The 17233-nt window shown below is 70.7% G+C and carries 19 protein-coding genes and 1 pseudogene; 8 read left to right on the top strand and 12 right to left on the bottom strand.

Annotated features, from left to right (window positions below):
- A partial coding sequence (locus tag VGR06_RS12250) for a pyridoxamine 5'-phosphate oxidase family protein (RefSeq protein WP_327559145.1) occupies window positions 1-379 on the top strand: 379 nt, incomplete at its 5' end.
- Here the strand turns inward: VGR06_RS12250 and VGR06_RS12245 are convergent.
- Window positions 373-660 carry a YciI family protein gene (locus tag VGR06_RS12245; protein ID WP_327559144.1) on the bottom strand — a complete coding sequence of 96 codons (288 nt, stop codon included), beginning with the start codon at window positions 658-660 and terminating at the stop codon, window positions 373-375. The two genes, VGR06_RS12250 and VGR06_RS12245, sit on opposite strands and share 7 nt — an antisense overlap.
- Before the next feature lie 34 nt (window positions 661-694).
- Between VGR06_RS12245 and VGR06_RS12240 the strand changes: the two genes are divergently transcribed.
- The 4 genes from VGR06_RS12240 (at window position 695) to VGR06_RS12225 (ending at window position 3558) form a co-directional block, all read left to right on the top strand.
- Window positions 695-1294, top strand: a complete 600-nt coding sequence (locus VGR06_RS12240) for a SigE family RNA polymerase sigma factor (protein ID WP_327559143.1) — start codon at window positions 695-697, stop codon at window positions 1292-1294.
- 65 nt (window positions 1295-1359) lie between these two features.
- On the top strand, window positions 1360-2499 hold the full coding sequence (gene nagA, locus VGR06_RS12235; protein ID WP_327559142.1) for an N-acetylglucosamine-6-phosphate deacetylase: 1140 nt from the start codon (window positions 1360-1362) through the stop codon (window positions 2497-2499).
- Window positions 2500-2568: 69 nt separating this feature from the next.
- Complete coding sequence (locus VGR06_RS12230; protein WP_327559141.1) at window positions 2569-2880, top strand: hypothetical protein; 312 nt, start codon at window positions 2569-2571, stop codon at window positions 2878-2880.
- Between the two features lie 39 nt (window positions 2881-2919).
- Complete coding sequence (locus VGR06_RS12225; RefSeq protein WP_327559151.1) at window positions 2920-3558, top strand: DedA family protein; 639 nt, start codon at window positions 2920-2922, stop codon at window positions 3556-3558.
- Here VGR06_RS12225 and VGR06_RS12220 read toward each other — a convergent pair.
- Genes VGR06_RS12220 through VGR06_RS12210 form a run of 3 tightly spaced genes read right to left on the bottom strand, consistent with a single transcriptional unit; the run spans window position 3555 to window position 5597 of the window.
- Complete coding sequence (locus tag VGR06_RS12220) at window positions 3555-3938, bottom strand: type II toxin-antitoxin system VapC family toxin (RefSeq protein WP_327559140.1); 384 nt, start codon at window positions 3936-3938, stop codon at window positions 3555-3557. The genes VGR06_RS12225 and VGR06_RS12220 overlap by 4 nt on opposite strands.
- A complete protein-coding gene (locus VGR06_RS12215; RefSeq protein WP_327559139.1) occupies window positions 3935-4186 on the bottom strand; it encodes a type II toxin-antitoxin system CcdA family antitoxin in 252 nt (83 codons plus the stop codon). Before VGR06_RS12215 ends, VGR06_RS12220 begins: the two co-directional genes overlap by 4 nt.
- 22 nt (window positions 4187-4208) lie before the next feature.
- Window positions 4209-5597 (bottom strand): FAD-binding oxidoreductase, encoded by a 1389-nt coding sequence (locus VGR06_RS12210; RefSeq protein ID WP_327559138.1) that lies wholly within the window; start codon window positions 5595-5597, stop codon window positions 4209-4211.
- 241 nt (window positions 5598-5838) lie between these two features.
- Here VGR06_RS12210 and VGR06_RS12205 point away from each other — a divergent pair, with 241 nt between their 5' ends.
- A complete protein-coding gene (locus tag VGR06_RS12205) occupies window positions 5839-6834 on the top strand; it encodes an alpha/beta hydrolase (RefSeq protein WP_327559137.1) in 996 nt (331 codons plus the stop codon).
- 40 nt (window positions 6835-6874) lie between these two features.
- Window positions 6875-7534 (top strand): DedA family protein, encoded by a 660-nt coding sequence (locus VGR06_RS12200; RefSeq protein WP_327559150.1) that lies wholly within the window; start codon window positions 6875-6877, stop codon window positions 7532-7534.
- A gap of 133 nt (window positions 7535-7667) precedes the next feature.
- On the opposite strand, the gene VGR06_RS12195 is transcribed toward VGR06_RS12200, so the two are convergent.
- The 4 genes and pseudogenes from VGR06_RS12195 to VGR06_RS12180 form a co-directional block, all read right to left on the bottom strand.
- Complete coding sequence (locus VGR06_RS12195) at window positions 7668-8078, bottom strand: VOC family protein (protein ID WP_327559136.1); 411 nt, start codon at window positions 8076-8078, stop codon at window positions 7668-7670.
- A 75-nt stretch (window positions 8079-8153) separates the two neighbouring features.
- Window positions 8154-8768: pseudogene (locus tag VGR06_RS12190) on the bottom strand (nucleoside/nucleotide kinase family protein); the annotation flags it as partial.
- Between the two features lie 125 nt (window positions 8769-8893).
- The gene (locus VGR06_RS12185; protein ID WP_327559135.1) at window positions 8894-9640 is read right to left on the bottom strand and encodes an SDR family oxidoreductase; all 747 of its coding nucleotides are present in this window, start codon (window positions 9638-9640) and stop codon (window positions 8894-8896) included.
- An 81-nt stretch (window positions 9641-9721) separates the two neighbouring features.
- Window positions 9722-10759: a glycoside hydrolase family 76 protein gene (locus VGR06_RS12180; protein ID WP_327559149.1), complete on the bottom strand. Its 1038-nt coding sequence runs from the start codon at window positions 10757-10759 to the stop codon at window positions 9722-9724.
- A 184-nt stretch (window positions 10760-10943) separates the two neighbouring features.
- On the opposite strand from VGR06_RS12180, the gene VGR06_RS12175 reads away from it, so the two are divergent.
- Window positions 10944-13115: a molybdopterin-dependent oxidoreductase gene (locus tag VGR06_RS12175; RefSeq protein WP_327559134.1), complete on the top strand. Its 2172-nt coding sequence runs from the start codon at window positions 10944-10946 to the stop codon at window positions 13113-13115.
- Between the two features lie 56 nt (window positions 13116-13171).
- On the opposite strand, the gene VGR06_RS12170 is transcribed toward VGR06_RS12175, so the two are convergent.
- The 4 genes from VGR06_RS12170 to VGR06_RS12155 all read right to left on the bottom strand — a co-directional run bounded on the left by VGR06_RS12170 (window position 13172) and on the right by VGR06_RS12155 (window position 17224).
- On the bottom strand, window positions 13172-15079 hold the full coding sequence (locus tag VGR06_RS12170) for an SdrD B-like domain-containing protein (protein ID WP_327559133.1): 1908 nt from the start codon (window positions 15077-15079) through the stop codon (window positions 13172-13174).
- Between the two features lie 479 nt (window positions 15080-15558).
- Window positions 15559-16194: a DUF2461 domain-containing protein gene (locus VGR06_RS12165; protein WP_327559148.1), complete on the bottom strand. Its 636-nt coding sequence runs from the start codon at window positions 16192-16194 to the stop codon at window positions 15559-15561.
- A 5-nt stretch (window positions 16195-16199) separates the two neighbouring features.
- On the bottom strand, window positions 16200-16853 hold the full coding sequence (locus VGR06_RS12160) for an RNA methyltransferase (RefSeq protein ID WP_327559132.1): 654 nt from the start codon (window positions 16851-16853) through the stop codon (window positions 16200-16202).
- Window positions 16850-17224 (bottom strand): DUF2784 domain-containing protein, encoded by a 375-nt coding sequence (locus VGR06_RS12155; protein WP_327559131.1) that lies wholly within the window; start codon window positions 17222-17224, stop codon window positions 16850-16852. Before VGR06_RS12155 ends, VGR06_RS12160 begins: the two co-directional genes overlap by 4 nt.
- Window positions 17225-17233 lie beyond the last annotated feature (9 nt).

Here is a 17233-nt window from a genome sequence, read left to right as displayed (position 1 = left end):
CGGGCCGAGCGGGCGGCCGCACCTCGTTCCGGTGTTCTACGTGGCCCGCGGCGCGGGCGTGGCCACCTGGACCTACGCCAAGTCGCAGAAGGTGGCGAACCTGCGGCGGCTGGCCCAGGCCACCGTGCTGGTGGAGTCCGGCCAGGTCTACGAGGAACTGCGCGGCGTCTCGATGGAGTGCGGCGTGGAGATCCTCGAGGACGTCGAGCAGATCGCGCTGATCGGTCAGGAGCTCACCGGGCGCATGATCGGCAATGCCGACGCTGCCGCGTCGGCCGGGCAGTTCGTCCGGGCGCAGGCGGCGAAGCGGGTCGGGTTGGTGTTCCGGCCCACCAAGGTGGTCAGCTGGGACCACGCCAAGCTGGGCGGCGCCTACTGAGGCTCCGCCCACGGCCCGAGGGTGATCCGCCACTCCCGGACCTCGCGCTCGGCCGCGATCCCCTCGGTGGTGTACGGGTCGTCGGCGAGCAGGCGGTCCAGTGCGGCCCGGTCGGTCACCTGGTAGACCGCGAACCCGGACTTGTCGTCGGTGAACGGCCCGCCGGCCAGCACCGCGCCCTGTTCGGCGAGGTCGGCCAGGTACTCCCGGTGCCGGGGGCGGGTGGCCAGCAGCCGGTCGCGGTCGGCGATGTAACGGGTCTCGACGGTGAACCAGGTCATGGGCAACTCTCCGCTCCCCGGGTAAGGTCCTCGCGTGACAGGGGATGGTATAGACCGCGTCGAGGGAAGCGCCGAGCGCAGCGTGGAGCGCACGCTGTCCCGGCTGCACGCCATCGACGTTCGGAACGTGCCGGCGCAGCCGCCCGAGGCACCGCTGACGCTGGAGGACCTGTACCGGCAGCACCGCATGCGGCTGATCCGGCTGGCGCTGCTGCTCGTCGACGAGCCGGCCACCGCCGAGGACGTGGTGCAGGAGGCGTTCACCGGGCTGCACCGCAACTGGTCGAACCTGCGCGACGCCGCGGCCGCCGTCGGCTACCTCCGCACCGCGGTCGTGAACGGCTCGCGCAGCGTCCTGCGCCGAAGGAAGACCGCCCGGGACTACACCCCGCCGCACGCGGTCAACGCGCGGTCCGCGGAGAGCCTGGCGATGCTCACCGCCGAGCACCAGGCGGTGGTCCGCGCTTTGTCGCATCTGCCGCCACGTCAACGGGAAGTGCTCGTGCTGCGGTACTACGGGAACCTTTCCGAGGCGGAGATCGCCGAAGCGGCGGGGATCTCCAAGGGCACCGTCAAGTCAACCGCGTCCCGCGCTTTGGAAGCCCTGCAAAAGATCATGAACCCCCCGCACTGACCCGAACTATGGTATAGACCAATAGTGACGCGTGTTGGTCGCTGCCATGGAGAGTGGGTGCGGGCATGGCTGGAAAGCTGATCGCCGGGGGCAGAGTGGTGACCCCCGAGGGTGTGCTCGACCCCGGGTGGGTGCTGGTGGAGGACGGCGCGATCGGGGCCGTCGGCTCCGGCGAGGCACCCGGTGACGTCGAGGTGGTCGACGCGTCCGGCGGCTGGGTGGTCCCCGGGTTCGTCGACATCCACTGCCACGGCGGCGGCGGCGAGTCGTTCACCGACACCGACCCCGCGCGGGTGCGCCGCGCCGTCGCGGCGCACCGCCGGCACGGCACCACCACGCAGCTGGCGAGCCTCGTCTCCCGGCCGGTGCCGGAGCTGGTCAACCAGGTCGCGGCGCTCGCCGACCTGACCGCCGACGGGCTCATCGCCGGCATCCACCTGGAGGGGCCCTTCCTGTCCGCGGCCCGCTGCGGCGCGCACGACCCGTCGGTGCTGCGCCCGCCGGACGACGAGTCGGTGAGCGCGCTGCTGGCCGCCGGCCGCGGCGCGATCCGGATGGTCACCATCGCACCCGAGCTGGACGGCGCGCTCACCGCGGTGAAGCGCCTGACCAGCGCCGGGGTGCTGGCCGCGCTGGGGCACACCGACGCCACCGAGGCGCAGGTGCTGCCGGCCATCGACGCCGGCGCGACCGTGGCGACCCACCTGTTCAACGGGATGCGCCCGCTGCACCACCGCGAGCCCGGCCCGATCGGCACGCTGCTCGACGACGAGCGGGTCACCGTCGAGCTGATCTGCGACCTGGTGCACGTCCACCCCAGCGTGATCCGGATGGCCGCCCGGCACGCCGGTCCCACGCGCACGGTGCTGGTCACCGACGCGATCGCCGCCGCCGGGGTCGGCGACGGGGTCTACGACGTGGGCGGGCTCGCGGTGACCGTCACCGACGGCGTGCCCACCCTGGCCGGCGGCGCCTCGCTGGCCGGCAGCACGCTGACCATGGACGCCGCGTTCCGCAACCTGGTGCGCGGCTGCGGGCTGTCCGTCCGGGAGGCCGTCGCGGCCACCGCCACCCAGCCCGCCGAGCTGCTGGGCCTGTCGAAGACCACTGGATCGCTCACCGCCGGGCTCACCGCGGACCTGGTGATCCTGGACGACAACCTGAAGCCGACCGCGGTCATGCACCAGGGCGCCTGGGTGGACTAGCGCGGTGAATGCGTCTTTCCTCGCGGTGGGAGTGCGGAAAGCGTCTTTCATCGCGCTAGCGTTGCCGGCGTGGCCGACGATCCCGAGGAGCTGATCGCCGAGGCGCTGCGCGCGCAGGCGGCACGCACCCCGCTGCCGTCCTCGGCTGAGGCCACGCAGGTCAACGCCGCGCCCGGGCTGGGGCTGGCCGGCAGCGGCTACGGGTTGCTGTCCGGCCGGGACCTCGCGCCGACCGCGCCGGCGGAGACCGCCCGGGTCCGCGCCGGCACCACCAGCCGGATCGAACCGCCGCGCCGGCTCCCGGTCGTGGCCGTGCTGGTGCTCGCGGTGGTGCTGGGCCTGGCCGCGGGCGCGGTGGTCGGACTGCTCACGTTGCTCTGAGCGTGCGCAGGTAACGTTGCGCGGGTGCCCGTGAACACCATGTCGATCCTGCCGTCCTGGCTTGACCCGGACACGATCCTGCAGAGCCTCGGCGCGTTCGCGGTGATCGGCGTCTGCCTGATCATCTTCGCCGAATGCGGCCTGCTCATCGGGTTCTTCCTGCCCGGCGACACCCTGCTGTTCACCGCCGGCCTCTACATCGAGCGCGGCTCCATCGCCACCCCGCTGTGGCTGATGTGCATCCTCGTGACGGTCTGCGCCTTCGCCGGCAACGTCTCCGGCTACTGGATCGGCGCCAAGGCCGGGCCCGCCCTGTTCGACAAGCCCAACTCCCGCCTCTTCAAACGGGAACACGTCACCCGCACCCACGAGTTCTTCGACAAGTACGGCGCCCGCGCGATCGTGTTGGCCCGCTTCGTCCCCATCGTGCGCACCTTCATCACCGCCATGGCCGGCGTCGGCCGCATGGACCCCAGGCGCTACTTCACCTACTCCGCCATCGGTGGCGTCGCCTGGGCCGCCGGCGTCACCATCCTCGGCTTCTACCTCGGCAAGATCTCCTTCGTACACGACCACATCGAGCTCATCCTCGTGCTGATCGTGCTCCTCTCCGTCATCCCGATCATCATCGAGGTGATCAGAGCACGCCGACAGCGCAAGGCGAGCGAGGTCGGTTAGACCGCGGCAATCTTCACTGAGTTGGTGGTGTGGCCGGCCAACGCGCCCAAGTCCGTTGGGTCACTGGTCCACACCACACCGCCACCGACGCGGTCGGCGGTTGCCGCCACGATTGCATCCACGGCCGAAATGTCCTTGCGCTGGGCGCGGAAACGGAGCGTAGCCGCGTGCCGGGCGACACCTTCGGTAACTGGACAAATGAGGCACAACCCCAAGAGATGATTGGCGTCGTGGTCACGCCGGTGATCGCCGGTCAGCGACTCAGCAAGAACATCGGCAGGCACGATTGGGGGCCATTCGCCGGACAGCCGAAGTTTCTTGATGAGGGCTCGGTCAGACGCCAGAGCAGAGACTCCGCCGGAGTCGAGAATCGTCGTCACGCACTCCGCCGAGACTCGCCTGGACCGTAGACCCGCTCGAAGAAGGCCTGAGCACGAGCTTCTTCTTCCGGGGTGATCGGACCCTGCTCGGCCTCCATCTCGGCGAGGTACTGGTCCACGGCAGCGATCTTGTCGAGTCGCTCGAACTCCTCCTCCAGCGCCTTACGGGCGAGGTGCGAGACGTTCACGCCAGTTTCCTTCGCCCGACGAACGAGGTTGTCAGGAAGGGAGATGTTCATTCGAGCCATGCGCATACTATACACCGGCGTGCTACATGGCGAACATCGAACCTGGGTTGAACAGGTTGTTCGGGTCGAGGGCGGCCTTGATGGTGCGGTGGACGCGCATACCGATAGGGCCGATCTCGCGTTCGAGCCAGTCGCGCTTGATTTTGCCGATGCCGTGTTCGCCGGTGACGGTGCCGCCGAGGCTCAGGCCGACGGCGAGGATGTCGTCGAAGGCTTGGTGGGCGCGGGCGAACTCGGACTCCGAGGTGGGGTCGTAGACGATGGTGGGGTGCATGTTGCCGTCGCCGGCGTGGCCGACGACGGCGATGCGGAGGCCGACCTCCTTGCTGACGCGTTCGCAGCCGGAGATGAGGTCCGCGATGCGGGTACGGGGAACGCAGACGTCATCGGTGAGCCAGGCGCCGTAGACCTCGAGCGCCATCAGGACGGCGCGGCGGGCCTTCAGCAGCATCTGGCCCTCGGCGATGTCGTAGGTGGTGTGCGCGAGCTCGGCGCCGGTGTCGACGCAGACCTGCTCGATCGCGGCGAGCTCGCGGCGGGCGGCCTCGCCGCCGGAGTCCGACTGGCAGATCAGCAGCGCGGCGCAGCCTTTGCCGGCGCCGAGCTCGGTCTTCAGGTACTCCTCGACGGCGGAGATCGAGGACGCGTCCATGATCTCCATGAGGGACGGCACGATCCCCTCGCGCACGATGCGGCTGACCGCGGCGCCGGCGGCGCTCACCGAGCCGAACGCGGCCACCATCGTGCCGGGCACCTGGGGTAGCGGGCGCAGCGCCAGGGTGGCCTGGGTGATCACGCCGAGGGTGCCTTCACTGCCGATGAAGAGCTTCGTCAGGTCGTAGCCGGCGACGCCCTTGACCGTGCGCCGGCCGGTGCGCAGCAACTCCCCGTCGGCCAGCACGACTTCCAAGCCCAGCACGGAATCCGTGGTCACGCCGTACTTCACGCAGCACAGCCCGCCAGCGTTGGTCGACAGGTTTCCGCCGATCGTGCACCAGTCGTACGACGACGGGTCGGGCGGGTAGAACAGGCCGTGCTTCTCGACGGCGCCGCGCAGGTCCAGGTTGACCACGCCGGGCTGGACGACCGCGAGCCGGTTGTCCGCGTCGATCTCCACGATCTCGTTCATCCGCGTGGTCACCAGCACCACGCAGCCGTCGATGGCGTTGGCCGCGCCGGACAGACCGCTGCCGGCGCCGCGCGGGACGATCGGCACGCCGGCCGCTGCGCAGGCCCGGACCACCTCCTGCACCGCCGCCGCGTCCCCGGGCAGCACCACGGCCAGCGGCGAGCCGTACGGGGCCAGCGGCATCATGTCCCGCTGGTAGGAGGACGTCACATCCGCGTCGGTGAGCACCGCGCCCTCGCCCACCGCGGCGCGTAACCGCGCCAACAGGCCATCGTCGGTCACACCATCACCTCGCAAGCTCGGTGATGGTGACCCCGTGTCCCATGGTTCGCTCGCAAGCTCGCTCACGCTTTCGCACGGTAGCCCTTTTCTCGAGCCGGAGTTGAGTGCCCTCATACAGATTTGCGAGCGCGCGATAAGTGAGTTGACGGGTGGGAGCCGAGTTGCGGCCCAACCGACATCCAGATGACCTACAGTTCTTGTCAGGCTGTCAACGAGGACGGCGGCGAAAGGGCGGTATGCGATGACTGCGGCGCAACTGACCGTGGCCCCCGCGGTGCCCGACGCCGGCCCGGTGCCGGGCACACCCAGCGTGCAGAGCCGGCTGCTGGCCCTGCTGCTGATGCAGAGCGTCCGCCGGCTCGGCGACGTCGCCCGGCTGCACAACACCGTGCACCTGCGCCTGGTCCGCGAGCTGTTCGACCTGGTCGGCCACCTGCCGCCGGCCCGGGGCACCCGCACGCACCGCATCGACGACGAGGACGTGCACGGGCTGTGGGTCGCCGCGCGCAACGCCGACGAGGGTGCCGGCGTGATCCTCTACCTGCACGGCGGCGGTTTCGTGTTCGGCGGCACCCGCACCCACCGCCACCTGCTCGCCGCGCTCTCCGTGGCCAGCGGGCTGCCCGGCCTGCTGCTGGACTACCGCCGCGCGCCCGAGCACCCGTTCCCGGCCGCGGCCGACGACGCCGTCACCGCGTACCGGTGGCTGCTGGACCAGGGCTTCACCCCGGACCAGATCGTGGTGGCCGGCGACTCGGCCGGCGGCCACCTCACCGCGGGCCTGCTCGCCGACCTGCACCGTCGGAAACTCCCGATGCCCGCCGCCGCAATGCTGCTCTCGCCGTTCCTCGACCTGACCGGAGCCGACCTCGACCAGCGGGACGCCGCCCGGCGCGACCCGTTCGCCCCGCCGGCCCGGGCCCGCGAGTGCGGCCTCGCCTACGCCGGTGAGTACGCCTTCACCCACCGGCGGCTCGACGTGCTGCGCGGCAACAAGCGCCGCTGGCCACCGGTGCTCATTCAGGCCGGCGACACCGAATGCCTGCTCGGCGACTCGGAACGCCTCGCCGAGGCCGTCCGGGCCGCGGGCGGGCACTGCGAGTCGCAGATCTGGCCCGGTCAGGTGCACGTGTTCCCGGCGTTCTACCCGCTCATTCCGGAAGGCCGGCAGGCGATCCGCTACGCCGGTTCGTTCCTCCGTACGGCGGTATCCGGACCGGTCGCCGCTACGGCGTGAGGACCCCCCTCTCAGGAACACGTACGCTACCCGGGTGAGCATGGCCGGGGCGGCGTCAAGTGCGATGGGCAGCGGGCTGCTCGAGTCCGCAGGCCCCGCCCTGGTCTGGGCGATCGTGCTGGGGTTCGTGTTCGCCGAGTGCTCGTTCATCATCGGGCTGTTCCTGCCCGGCGACTCGCTGCTGTTCGCCGCGGGCGTGGTGCTGGCTCAGCAGGACCATGAGGGGCATGCCTGGGGGCTGTCCGTGGGCGCCACGGCGACGGCGATCGTCGGCAACATGGTCGGCTACTACGTCGGGCACCGGACCGGCCACGTGATCATCACCCGGCGCGGCGGCCGGGTGCTCAACCACGAGAACCTGGACCGGGCGCGGGCCTTCCTGGACCGGCGCGGGTTCTGGGCGATCGTGCTGGCCCGCTGGATCCCGTGGATCCGCACGCTGGCCCCGCTGGTCGCCGGGGCCGCCCGGATGGACCCGCGCCGGTTCCTGCTGGCCACCTCGCTCGGCGGGCTGGCCTGGGTGCCGACGCTGGTGCTCACCGGCTACTACGCCGCCGGACTGGTCTCCGGCATGCCCTGGCTCAAGGCGGTCGCCCTGTGGACCAGCATCGCGTTCTTCGCGGTCGGCACGGTCTACGGCATCGTGCGCTACCGCCAGGAAATGCACCGCCCAGCCGAACCCGTCAGCGTCGGCGACTAGTCCGCCTCTCCGGAGTTAACTGCTGTGGTTGCGTCCCAGCGGACGGTGCGGAAGTCAGGTTGATTGTGGCTGGGTGCCGTCACGTTCCCCTGAGGTTCCCGTTGGCTGGCCCAAGACTCACAGCCTTCGTGAGCTAGTCCTTCTCGGCCCAGAGGACGAGCTGGATGCCGTCGGGGTCGCGCAGGGCGATCACGGCGGCGCCCGGTGCGGTCGGCTCTTCGGTGATCGGCGAGAACGTGACGCCGTGCTCCTCCAGCCGGTCGGTCCACTCCCGCAGCGAGTCGGTGCTGGGCACGGAGAACGTCAGGTGGTCGAGGCCCGGCCGGCGTTCGTCGAACAGGGCGCCGCCGGCCGCCGGGTGTTGCACCAGGGTCAGCGTGATGCCGAACCCGGGCCCGCGCAGGAACACCTTGCGCATGCCGTCGTCGCCCTGGTCCTCCCGGCCGATCGTGCTGAACCCCAGCACCCGCTCGTACCAGGGGACGCTGCGGTCGACGTCGGTCACGGTCAGCGCGACATGGTGCACCCCAGTCAACGTGGGCATGGCGCGTCCTTTCGGGACCGTTCGGGGGAGGAGACTCCGCCATAGTGCCGCATTCTGGCCACTATGCGTCCGTTGTTATGGGATCTTTGACAGGACGAGATCAGAACTCTGCGCGGTCGCGCTGACACGTTCGGCATTCGCCTGGTCCGACCCGAACGTCCGGTCCCGCGCCGCCGACTCCGACCGCCCGTACGCCCGGTGCCGCTCGATCAGCCGCGCCACCCGCCAGTCCTCGGGCGGCGCGAGGAACCACACCTCGTCCAGCAGCGGCCGGACCTCCCGCCACGGCGGGTCGGGCAGCAGCAGGTAGTTCCCCTCGGTGACGACCAGCGGCAGGTCCGGCGGCACCGGCACCGCGCAGGCGATCGGTTCCTCGATCTCCCGGCGGAACTCCGGCGCGTACACCACCTCGCCGCCGCGCCGCGCCCGCAGCCGGGCCAGCAGGTGCACGTAGCCGGCGGCGTCGAAGGTGTCCGGCGCGCCCTTGCGCTCGGTGCGCCCCAACCGCTCCAGCTCCACCTGCGCCAGGTGGAAACCGTCCATCCCGACGTAGACCGCGCGCCCGCGCAGCGCCTCGACGAGCCGGCCGGCCAGCGTCGACTTGCCCGCGCCCGGCGGCCCGCAGATGCCCAGCAGGTGCCGCTCACCCGGCACGGCCAACCGCTCCGCCCGGGCGACGAGCTCATCAAAGGGGGGTGTGGGGGCTGAGCCCCCTCGGGGGTCTGGGGGCTTGCCCCCGGAGAGGACGGCGGGTGTGGGGGCTGAGCCCCCTCGGGGGTCTGGGGGCTTGCCCCCAGAAGGAGTAGGGAACGTCGTCATCGGCCACCGGAGATCGTCAGCACCGCGCCGGTGACGAACGAGGCGGCCGAGGAGAGCAGCCAGACGATGCCCTCGGCGATCTCCACCGGCTGCCCGGGCCGGCCCAACGGGATCATCGGCGCGATCCGCTGTGGCCGGTCCGGCGCGCCCGCCTCGGCGTGCAGCCCGGTCTCCACCAGGCCCGGCGACACCGCGTTCACCCGGATGCCCTCCGCGCCGACCTCCGCCGCCAGTCCCACGGTCAGCGTCTCGACCGCGGCTTTGCTTGCGGCGTAATGGATCCACTCACCGGGGGAGCCGCGCTGCGCGGCCGTCGAGGACACGTTCACGATCACGCCGCCGCTGCCGCCGTAGCGCGTGGACATCCGGCGAACGGCCGCGCGCGAGCACAGGAACACGCCGGTCACGTTCACGTCCAGCACCCGGCGCACGGTCGCCGCGTCCAGCTCGTCCAGGCGCCCCAACCGGTTCCCGGTGATCCCGGCGTTGTTCACCACCCCGCCCAGCGGCCCGAGCGCGTCGGCCGCCTCGAACAGCCGCGCCACGTCGTCCTCGTCGGAGACGTCCGCGTGCACCGCCGCCGCCCGCCCACCGGCCGTGTGGATCCCGGACGCCACCTTCTCCGCGGACGCCTTGTCCGAGGTGTAGTTCACCACCACGTCGAATCCGCGCTCTGCGGCCAGCACGCACACCGCCGCCCCGATCCCCCGGCCGCCGCCGGTCACCACCACCACGGTGTTCAATTGCGCTCGCTCCGCGCGCGCGGTGATCGGCCTCTGGATCCGATCACGCCGTGGGTTGACTTCGCTCACGTGGACACTGTGTCAGGTGGAGCGCTCCAGGAAAGAGGCGGCTTCCAGCAGCATCCAGCCGGACAGCTGCACGGACAGGTCCCGTTCCAGCCGGGGGTCGCGGGCCGAGCGCGGGCTGACCGCCGGCTGCGACCACTCCGGGCCGAACAGCGGGCCGCCGCGGGCGATCGCCCGGTTGCGCCAGGCGGACTCGGCCGAGGTCAGCACCAGCCCGGACGCCACGTCCCCGCCGGTGGTCCCCAGCATCGGCAGCCGGACGGCGGCCAGCGCCAGGTAGCGGGCCAGGATCCCGGCGAACAGGCCGCCGTCGCCGGCGCCCTGCCCGGGCAGGATGCCGGACTCGGCCACGTGGCCGGCGACCGCGTTGACGGTCCGCTCGGCCCGCTTCGCCCACTCGCCGGAGGCGTCGCCGTCGGCGAGATCCAGGCAGGCGCCGAGGAACACGCCCTGGCAGTAGGTGTAGATCGTCTTCTCGTAGTCCCGGATCGTGCCGTCCGCGTTGACGTGCAGGCCGTCCCACAGCAGGTCGGTCGCCGGGTCGCGGAGGTTCCGGTCCATCCACTCGGTCATCTCCCGGGCCCGCGCCAGGTCGGACCGCTCCCCGCCGGTCCGGGCCCACCGGGCGAGCAGGATCGCCGCGGGCCCGTTGGCCGGCACGTTCTTGAAGTCGTCCTTGCGCCGCCACCAGATCCCGCCGCCGCCGTGGTCCGTCCAGCCCGAGCGGAGCTGCGCGGCGATCTTGGTCAGCGGGGCCGTCACGGTCAGCCCGGTGGCCTGCGAGGCGCGCAGCATGGCCAGCCCCAGCCAGGCGACGTCGTCGAAATAGTCGTTGGTCCAGAAGCCGAGGTTGCGCAGCCGCAACCCGCGCACCAGCCGCCCGATCAGCGTGGCCCGGGTCGCGGTCGGGTTGCGCAACTGCGCGTCCACCACGCAGTCCAGCAGGTGCGCCTGCCACCAGTAGTTCCAGTGCTGGTGCAGCCGCCCGGTGAACGACGCGGGCCAGCCGCTCACCCCGAGCCGGGTGCGCGGAACCGCCCACACCCGGCGCATATGCCTGGTCACCACCGCCCGCTCGGCCACCGCCGCACGCGCCGCCCACAGCAGCGGAGCGTCAGCGGTCCCGGCACTCTCCGCATGCCCAGCACCTCGTGTCACCTCCCTATGGTGACCGCTGGATCGTTCTGGACGCTGAACGGAACGGGAGATGTCACCGGGCTGTGTCATGGTGGAACGCATGACCGACACCGCGCACGTCACCTGCCCGCTGTGCGAGGCCACCTGCGGGCTGACCGTGACCCTGGACGGCGACCGGGTCACCGGGGTCCGGGGCGACCGCGAGGACGTGTTCTCGCACGGGTTCATCTGCCCCAAGGGAGCCTCGCTCGGCGCCCTGCACCACGACCCGGACCGGCTGCGCGCGCCGATGGTCAAGCGCGGCGGCGAGTGGGTCGCGGTCTCCTGGGACGAGGCGTTCGCCGAGATCGACGCGCGGCTGCGGCCGATCATGGACGAGTACGGGCGGGACGCGGTCGCGGTGTACGCCGGGAACCCGTCGGTGCACAACACGTCGACGACGCTCTACGGCCCGGTGTTCTACAAGGCGTTGGGCACCAAGAACTTCTACACCGCGGGCACGGTGGACCAGGTGCCCAAGCACTTCTCGTCCGGCTACATGTTCGGCCACGCCCTGAGCATCCCGATCCCGGACGTGGACCGGACGTCGCACCTGCTCATGCTCGGCGCGAACCCGTTGGTGTCCAACGGAAGCCTGATGACCATGCCGGACGCGCGGGGCCGGCTGAAGGCGATCCGGGCGCGCGGCGGCAAGTTCGTCGTGGTCGACCCGAAGCGCACCAGGACGGCGGAGCTCGCCGACGAGCATCACGCGATCCGGCCGGGGACCGACGCCCTGCTGCTGTTCGCCCTGGTGCGGGTGCTCTTCGACGAGGGTCTGGTGGATCTTGGCGGGCTCGCCGGGCACGTCGCCGGCGTGGACGAGGTCCGCGCGCTGTGCGAGCCGTTCACCCCGGAGGCGGTCGAGCCGGCGACAGGCCTCGCGGCCGGCGAGATCCGGCGCATGGCACGGGAGTTGGCCGCGGCGGAGTCGGCCGCCGTGTACGGCCGGATCGGCACCACCACGCAGGCGTTCGGCACGCTGGCGAGCTGGCTCGTCGACGTGCTGAACGTGCTCACCGGCAACCTCGACCGGCCGGGCGGGGCGATGTTCCCGCTGGCCGCGGCCGGGGCGTCGAACGCGCGGCCGGGCAAGCGCCGCGGGTTCACCACCGGCCGCTGGCGCACGCGCGTGCGGGACCTGCCCGAGGTGATCGGCGAGGTCCCGGTGGCCACGCTCGCCGACGAGATCCTCACGCCCGGCGAGGGCCAGGTGCGCGCGTTGATCACCGTGTGCGGCAACCCGTGCCTGTCCACCCCCAACGCCGGCCGGCTGACGGAAGCGTTGCGGCAGCTCGATTTCATGGTTTCGTTGGACATCTACCTGAACGAAACGAGCCGGCTTGCCGACGTGATCCTGCCCGGTCCGACCGCGCTGGAGCGCCCGCACTACGACATCGGGCTCTACCAGTTGGCGGTGCGCAACGTGGCCAACTGGACCGCGGCCACGCTGCCGACCTCCGTGCCGCAGGAGTGGGAGACCCTGCTTCGGCTGACCGGCATCGTCACCGGCCAGGGCCCTCAGGCGGACGTCGCGGTACTCGACGACTTCGTGGCCGCGGAGATCGGCCGGCGTTTCGGAGCCGACGTGTCGCTGGCCGCCGGCCGCACCGGGCCCGCCCGGCTGATCGACCTGATGCTCCGCGGCGGCCCCTACGACCTCACCCTCGCCGACCTGGAGGCGGCCCCGCACGGCGTCGACCTCGGCCCGCTCCAACCTCGCATCCCCGAGGTCCTCGGCACCCCGAGCGGCAAGATCGAGCTTGCCCCACCGGAGATCACCGTCGATGTCGCTCGCCTGCGCGCCGAGTTGGACCGCCCGGTGAACGGCCAACTGCTGCTCATCGGCCGCCGCCAGCTCGGCTCCAACAACTCCTGGATGCACAACCTGGAACCGTTGGTACGCGGGCAGAACCGCTGCACCGCCCAGGTCCACCCGGACGACGCCGCCCGGCTCGGCCTGGTCGACGGCGGCCTTGCCGTCGTACGCTCCCGTGCCGGCAAGGTCGACGTCCCGGTCGAGGTCACCGACGCCGTCCGCCCCGGCGTGATCAGCATCCCGCACGGCTGGGGGCACGACGCCGACGGCATCCGCGCCACCGTCGCCGCCGCGCACCCCGGCGCAAACTCCAACCTCCTGGCCGACGACACCCTCCTCGACGCGCTGTCGGGAACCGCCGTACTGAACGGCATCCCGGTGGAGGTCGAGCCGGCCCGGGCGGGAATGCCCTGAAGGCCGCCTTCGAGGCGTTGAGCGCCAGGAAGGCGGCCTTCAGGACATGGCACCGGTCAGCAGCCGGTGATCTTGATGTCGTCCTGGCCTTCGAACCGCCGGCCGTCGGTGCTGTAGCCCATCACCGTGGCCGAGGTGGACGTGCAGGTCAGGCCGGTCTTCTTGGTGTCGAACTGGCAGATCAGGTCGAGCAGCCCGTCGCCGTTGACGTCCTCACCCGGTGAGCCGCAGCGGATCCAGCTGCTCTCCAGGCCGGTGGCGCCGAACGTCAGGGTCTGCCGGTCGACCAGGGCGACGGCGTCGAACTCCACTGTGGACAGAATGGCGACCGGGACGACGCCCTCCTTCTTGAGGTTGACCGAACTGGGGAAGCTCAGCGGCTTGATGTCCTCCGGTTGCCAGGTGATGGACCTGGTGTCGTTGCCGCGGTTGGTGTCCTCCGGATGCGGTTCGTCGGCCGTGATCGTGGCGGTGGTGCTGAACGTGTGCCGGCGGGCCTGCGTGCAGGACAGGGTCCAGGTCTTGGCGAACGTCGCCTGGGTGCCGGCGTTCAGCGTGCGCAGGTCCTCCTGGGTACCGGCCGGCGTGACCGTGCAGTCGGCCGGCGCGGTGAACCCGACCGTCGTACGAGTCTGGACCGCGGTGGCCGGGCCGGCGTTGGCCACCGTCACGGTGGACACGCAGGTGCTGTGCTGGGTCTCGTACTGCCGCTCGGAACAGGTGATCCGAAGGTTGGCGACCGACAGGTCGACCCGCTCGAACACCTCCACCCGGTCGCCCGCGGCGCCGGAGTTGTTGGCGGTATCCGGATCCACGACATGCAGATGGTCGAGCACCGCTTGCGCGGTGACCGCGAAGTCGTGGTAGCTGCGAGAACCGCAGACCACGTCCCAGTTGGCGCCGAACACCGCGGGCGGACCCAGGAAGATCGACGCGTCCTCGTACCTCGTGGTACCGCCGACCAGCGTGAACACGCAGTCGGCCGGGCCGGTCAGACCGAGGAGGATGTCCGCTCTGGCCGGCCCGAAGTCGCCGCGGTTGCTGACGGTGGCCGTGGCCGTGCACAGGAAGTGCTCGTGCACGTAGGTTCGGGAAGCACAGTCGAGCGCGGTGCCGTCCATGGCGATGTCGGACTCGTCGATCACCGCGATCGTGGTCCCCGTCGTGCGGTAGTTGTTAGACCCGTCCGGGTCCGTGACGCCGGGTGTTGTCACATTGAGGATGTTGCGGAACTCGAACGGATGGAAGCTCGGCTCGGTGCAGGTGACGCCAACCTCGAAGACCACCTCCACTGGCTGACTCGCAAACAGCCGGCGGGCGGCCGTCTGCTGCACCGTGCGGAATGTGCAATCCGGCGGGCCGAACGCAACGATCGTGTCGTCCACGTCGATGATCGGCGCCGGTCCGCGGTTCTCCAGAACCGCCCGGACCCGTAGCGAGTGCTCGGCGTCCGCGGTCATCTCCGCCGGCGGGTCGACCACGTCGAACGACACCTTCACCGCGTCCGCCCGGGTCTCGACGTTCCCGAAGTCGTAGCCGCCCAGCGTCGCGCTCCCGATACCCGGGTTCACCCGGATCGTGTGCCGCTCCGGCCCGGCGGTGCGGACCCACCCGTCCCGGTTCTCTTCGGTGACCGCGTAGTCCCCGGGAAGCTGCCCGTCCAAGCGGAACTCGTAGTACCCATCGCCATTGGTGGTCGTGGTGGTGACCGCGCCGGTGCCCTGACCGGCGTCGGAGTGGTCCCGGTACAGGGTCATGGTCCAGCCGGCCAGGCCCGGCTCACCCGGATCGCGCACCCCGTTGCGGTTCTGGTCGTGGAACTTGTACCCACTGATCAGCGGAACCGGACTGTCTGAGCGTTCGGAGAAGTTCCCGCATGTCAGGGCGATGAAACCAGTGCCGAAGGACAGGCTCGGCAACAGGATCGGGATGTTGTGGTCATCGTCGGAGAACGCATCGGTCAACCGGTGAAATTCCTCTTCGCCGGGGGTACAGGTCTGACCGGTGGGCATGTCGACGGTGCACCCGGACCACCGCTCGGTGTTCCCGGGGTCGAATCTTCGATTGCCTTCGGGGGCGTACCACAGGAAGTTCGCACTGAATCCCTTGTTCTCGTAATAGGGCCGATGTTGGAGAATGGTTGCCCTGCTCAGGGTCGCGCCCTGGCCCGGGTCAAGGATGAATGTGCGTCTGCCACAGGATGAGTTGATCATGTCGGCGCCGTTGTGCCAGTCCAGGCACGGATCGGCAGTCGCTGGGGTGGTTGGTCCGATTATTGGTATCGCGGCGGACATCGCGGCGATCAGGAAAAGGGCGCACTTCCGTCGAAGGTTCACTTCGCCTCCAGGGAAAAAGTCTTGCCGCGTCCCCCCGGACGGCGACCTTGCGATCTGCAAGTCGACGTCTGCGAATCAACCGTTACGACGGTAGTCGCGCGAATTTGTTACCGGGGCGCGCAGTGGGTGGTGGCCCATTCGATGAGCGGGGTCAGGGTTCGCCAATGTTCGACGAGGGTCGTGGCGAACGCGGCGGTGGCGGCGTCGGGGGGATCCACGCGACGGTGGGCGGTGAGGAACTCGCGGCGCATGAGGTCGAGGCGCGGGTGGTCGGGTGCGACCCCGCGCGGCCGGGTGCGGACCTGGTTGCCGCCGATCTCGAAACCGTCCTTGGTGAGGTCCGTGACGATCGCTTCGAGGGCCGGTCCGATGGTGTCGTCGTCGATCGCGGCGCGGTAGCGGGCGGTCTCGTCCCGGTCGTGTGCATGGAAGCCGCCGCCGATCCAGAGCCCGGTGGCGTCGAGGCCGAGGTGGTAGCCGACCCCGTCGGCGACGGCCAGGAACCCACCCTGGTTGGTCTTGTAGGGCGACTTGTCCTTGCTGAACCGCGTGTCCCGGTAGGGCCGGAACATGCTCACGTCCGCGCCGAACTCGGGGGCGAGGGCGTCGAGGAGTGCGGCCATCGGTGCCCGGACCGCCGTGTCGTAGGTGCTCTTGTGCGCCGTCCAGTACGGCTTGGAGTTGTCCGCCGCCAGGCCTTCGTAGAACTCGAACGCCTCGTCGCTGAAACCGTTGAACTCCATGGTGATCACCAGGCCTTGTCGAGGTTGGCGTGCTGGCGGATCCAGGCATGCATGACGATGCCGGCGGCGACGCCGGCGTTGATGGAGCGGGTGGAGCCGAACTGGGCGATGGAGACGACCAGCGGGGCGGCCTCCCGGGCGGGTGCGGTGAGGCCGGGGCCTTCCTGGCCGAACAGGAACACGCAGCGGCGGGGGAGGGTGGCGGTTTCCACCCGGCAGGAGCCCGGGGTGTTGTCGACGGCGACCACGGTGAGGTCGTGGTCGGCGGCGAAAGCCAGCAGGGAAGCCACATCGGGATGGTGCTCGATGTGCTGGTAGCGGTCGGTGACCATGGCGCCGCGGCGGTTCCAGCGGCGGCGGCCGATGATGTGCACGGCGCGGGCGGCGAACGCGTTGGCGGTGCGGACGACCGTGCCGATGTTGTGGTCGTGGCCGAAGTTCTCGATGGCGACGTGGAAGTCGTGGCGGCGGCGGTCCAGGTCGGCGATCACCGCGTCGCGGCGCCAGTACCGGTAGCGGTCCACGACGTTGCGGCGGTCGCCGCCGGCCAGCAACTCGGGGTCGTAGCGGGGATCCGACGGCCACTCGCCGGACCACGGACCGACGCCGACCGGCTCGCCGCCGAACTCCCACTCGGTCGGGCCGACCACCTCGGTCAATGCGTCACCACGGGAGTTCGGCGCCGGCGCCACAGCACGTAGGCGCCGACATAGGAGATGATCAGTACCAGGAGCGCGCCGACCGTGAACGCGGGCAGCAGGCCGCGCGGAATCAGGTGGCCGTAGATGTAGTACTCGTTGAACCCGCCGGGTAGCGGGCCGAGGCCCTGCTTGCTCCGGAAGTAGTCCTCCAGCTGTGTGAACGGGCAGGCCAGGCCGGGCACGACGTTGATCAGCACACCCCAGCCGGCGAAGAACACGTGCACGAAGATCGCCCGCGGCCAGCGCCAGGCCAGAAAGCCGCCGAGTCCGATGTAGAGCAGCGCGGCGAAGTGCACGACCATGGTGGCCCGGGCGAGGAACTCGGCCATGCTCCAACG

The sequence above is a fragment of the Actinophytocola sp. genome (assembly GCF_036002505.1).
Classification (GTDB): Bacteria; Actinomycetota; Actinomycetes; order Mycobacteriales; family Pseudonocardiaceae; genus DASYTH01.
This window is presented reverse-complemented; position numbering and strand designations above follow the sequence as displayed.

What these genes read in the sequence shown, in the direction of transcription:
- VGR06_RS12205 (WP_327559137.1), top strand. Translation starts at nt 5,839, where the DNA reads ATGACTGCGGCGCAACTGACCGTGGCCCCCGCGGTGCCCGACGCCGGC.
- VGR06_RS12245 (WP_327559144.1), bottom strand. Translation starts at nt 660, where the DNA reads ATGACCTGGTTCACCGTCGAGACCCGTTACATCGCCGACCGCGACCGG.
- VGR06_RS12175 (WP_327559134.1), top strand. Translation starts at nt 10,944, where the DNA reads ATGACCGACACCGCGCACGTCACCTGCCCGCTGTGCGAGGCCACCTGC.
- VGR06_RS12165 (WP_327559148.1), bottom strand. Translation starts at nt 16,194, where the DNA reads ATGGAGTTCAACGGTTTCAGCGACGAGGCGTTCGAGTTCTACGAAGGC.
- VGR06_RS12155 (WP_327559131.1), bottom strand. Translation starts at nt 17,224, where the DNA reads ATGGCCGAGTTCCTCGCCCGGGCCACCATGGTCGTGCACTTCGCCGCG.
- VGR06_RS12180 (WP_327559149.1), bottom strand. Translation starts at nt 10,759, where the DNA reads ATGCGCCGGGTGTGGGCGGTTCCGCGCACCCGGCTCGGGGTGAGCGGC.
- VGR06_RS12200 (WP_327559150.1), top strand. Translation starts at nt 6,875, where the DNA reads ATGGCCGGGGCGGCGTCAAGTGCGATGGGCAGCGGGCTGCTCGAGTCC.
- VGR06_RS12215 (WP_327559139.1), bottom strand. Translation starts at nt 4,186, where the DNA reads ATGGCTCGAATGAACATCTCCCTTCCTGACAACCTCGTTCGTCGGGCG.
- nagA (WP_327559142.1), top strand. Translation starts at nt 1,360, where the DNA reads ATGGCTGGAAAGCTGATCGCCGGGGGCAGAGTGGTGACCCCCGAGGGT.
- VGR06_RS12225 (WP_327559151.1), top strand. Translation starts at nt 2,920, where the DNA reads ATGTCGATCCTGCCGTCCTGGCTTGACCCGGACACGATCCTGCAGAGC.
- VGR06_RS12195 (WP_327559136.1), bottom strand. Translation starts at nt 8,078, where the DNA reads ATGCCCACGTTGACTGGGGTGCACCATGTCGCGCTGACCGTGACCGAC.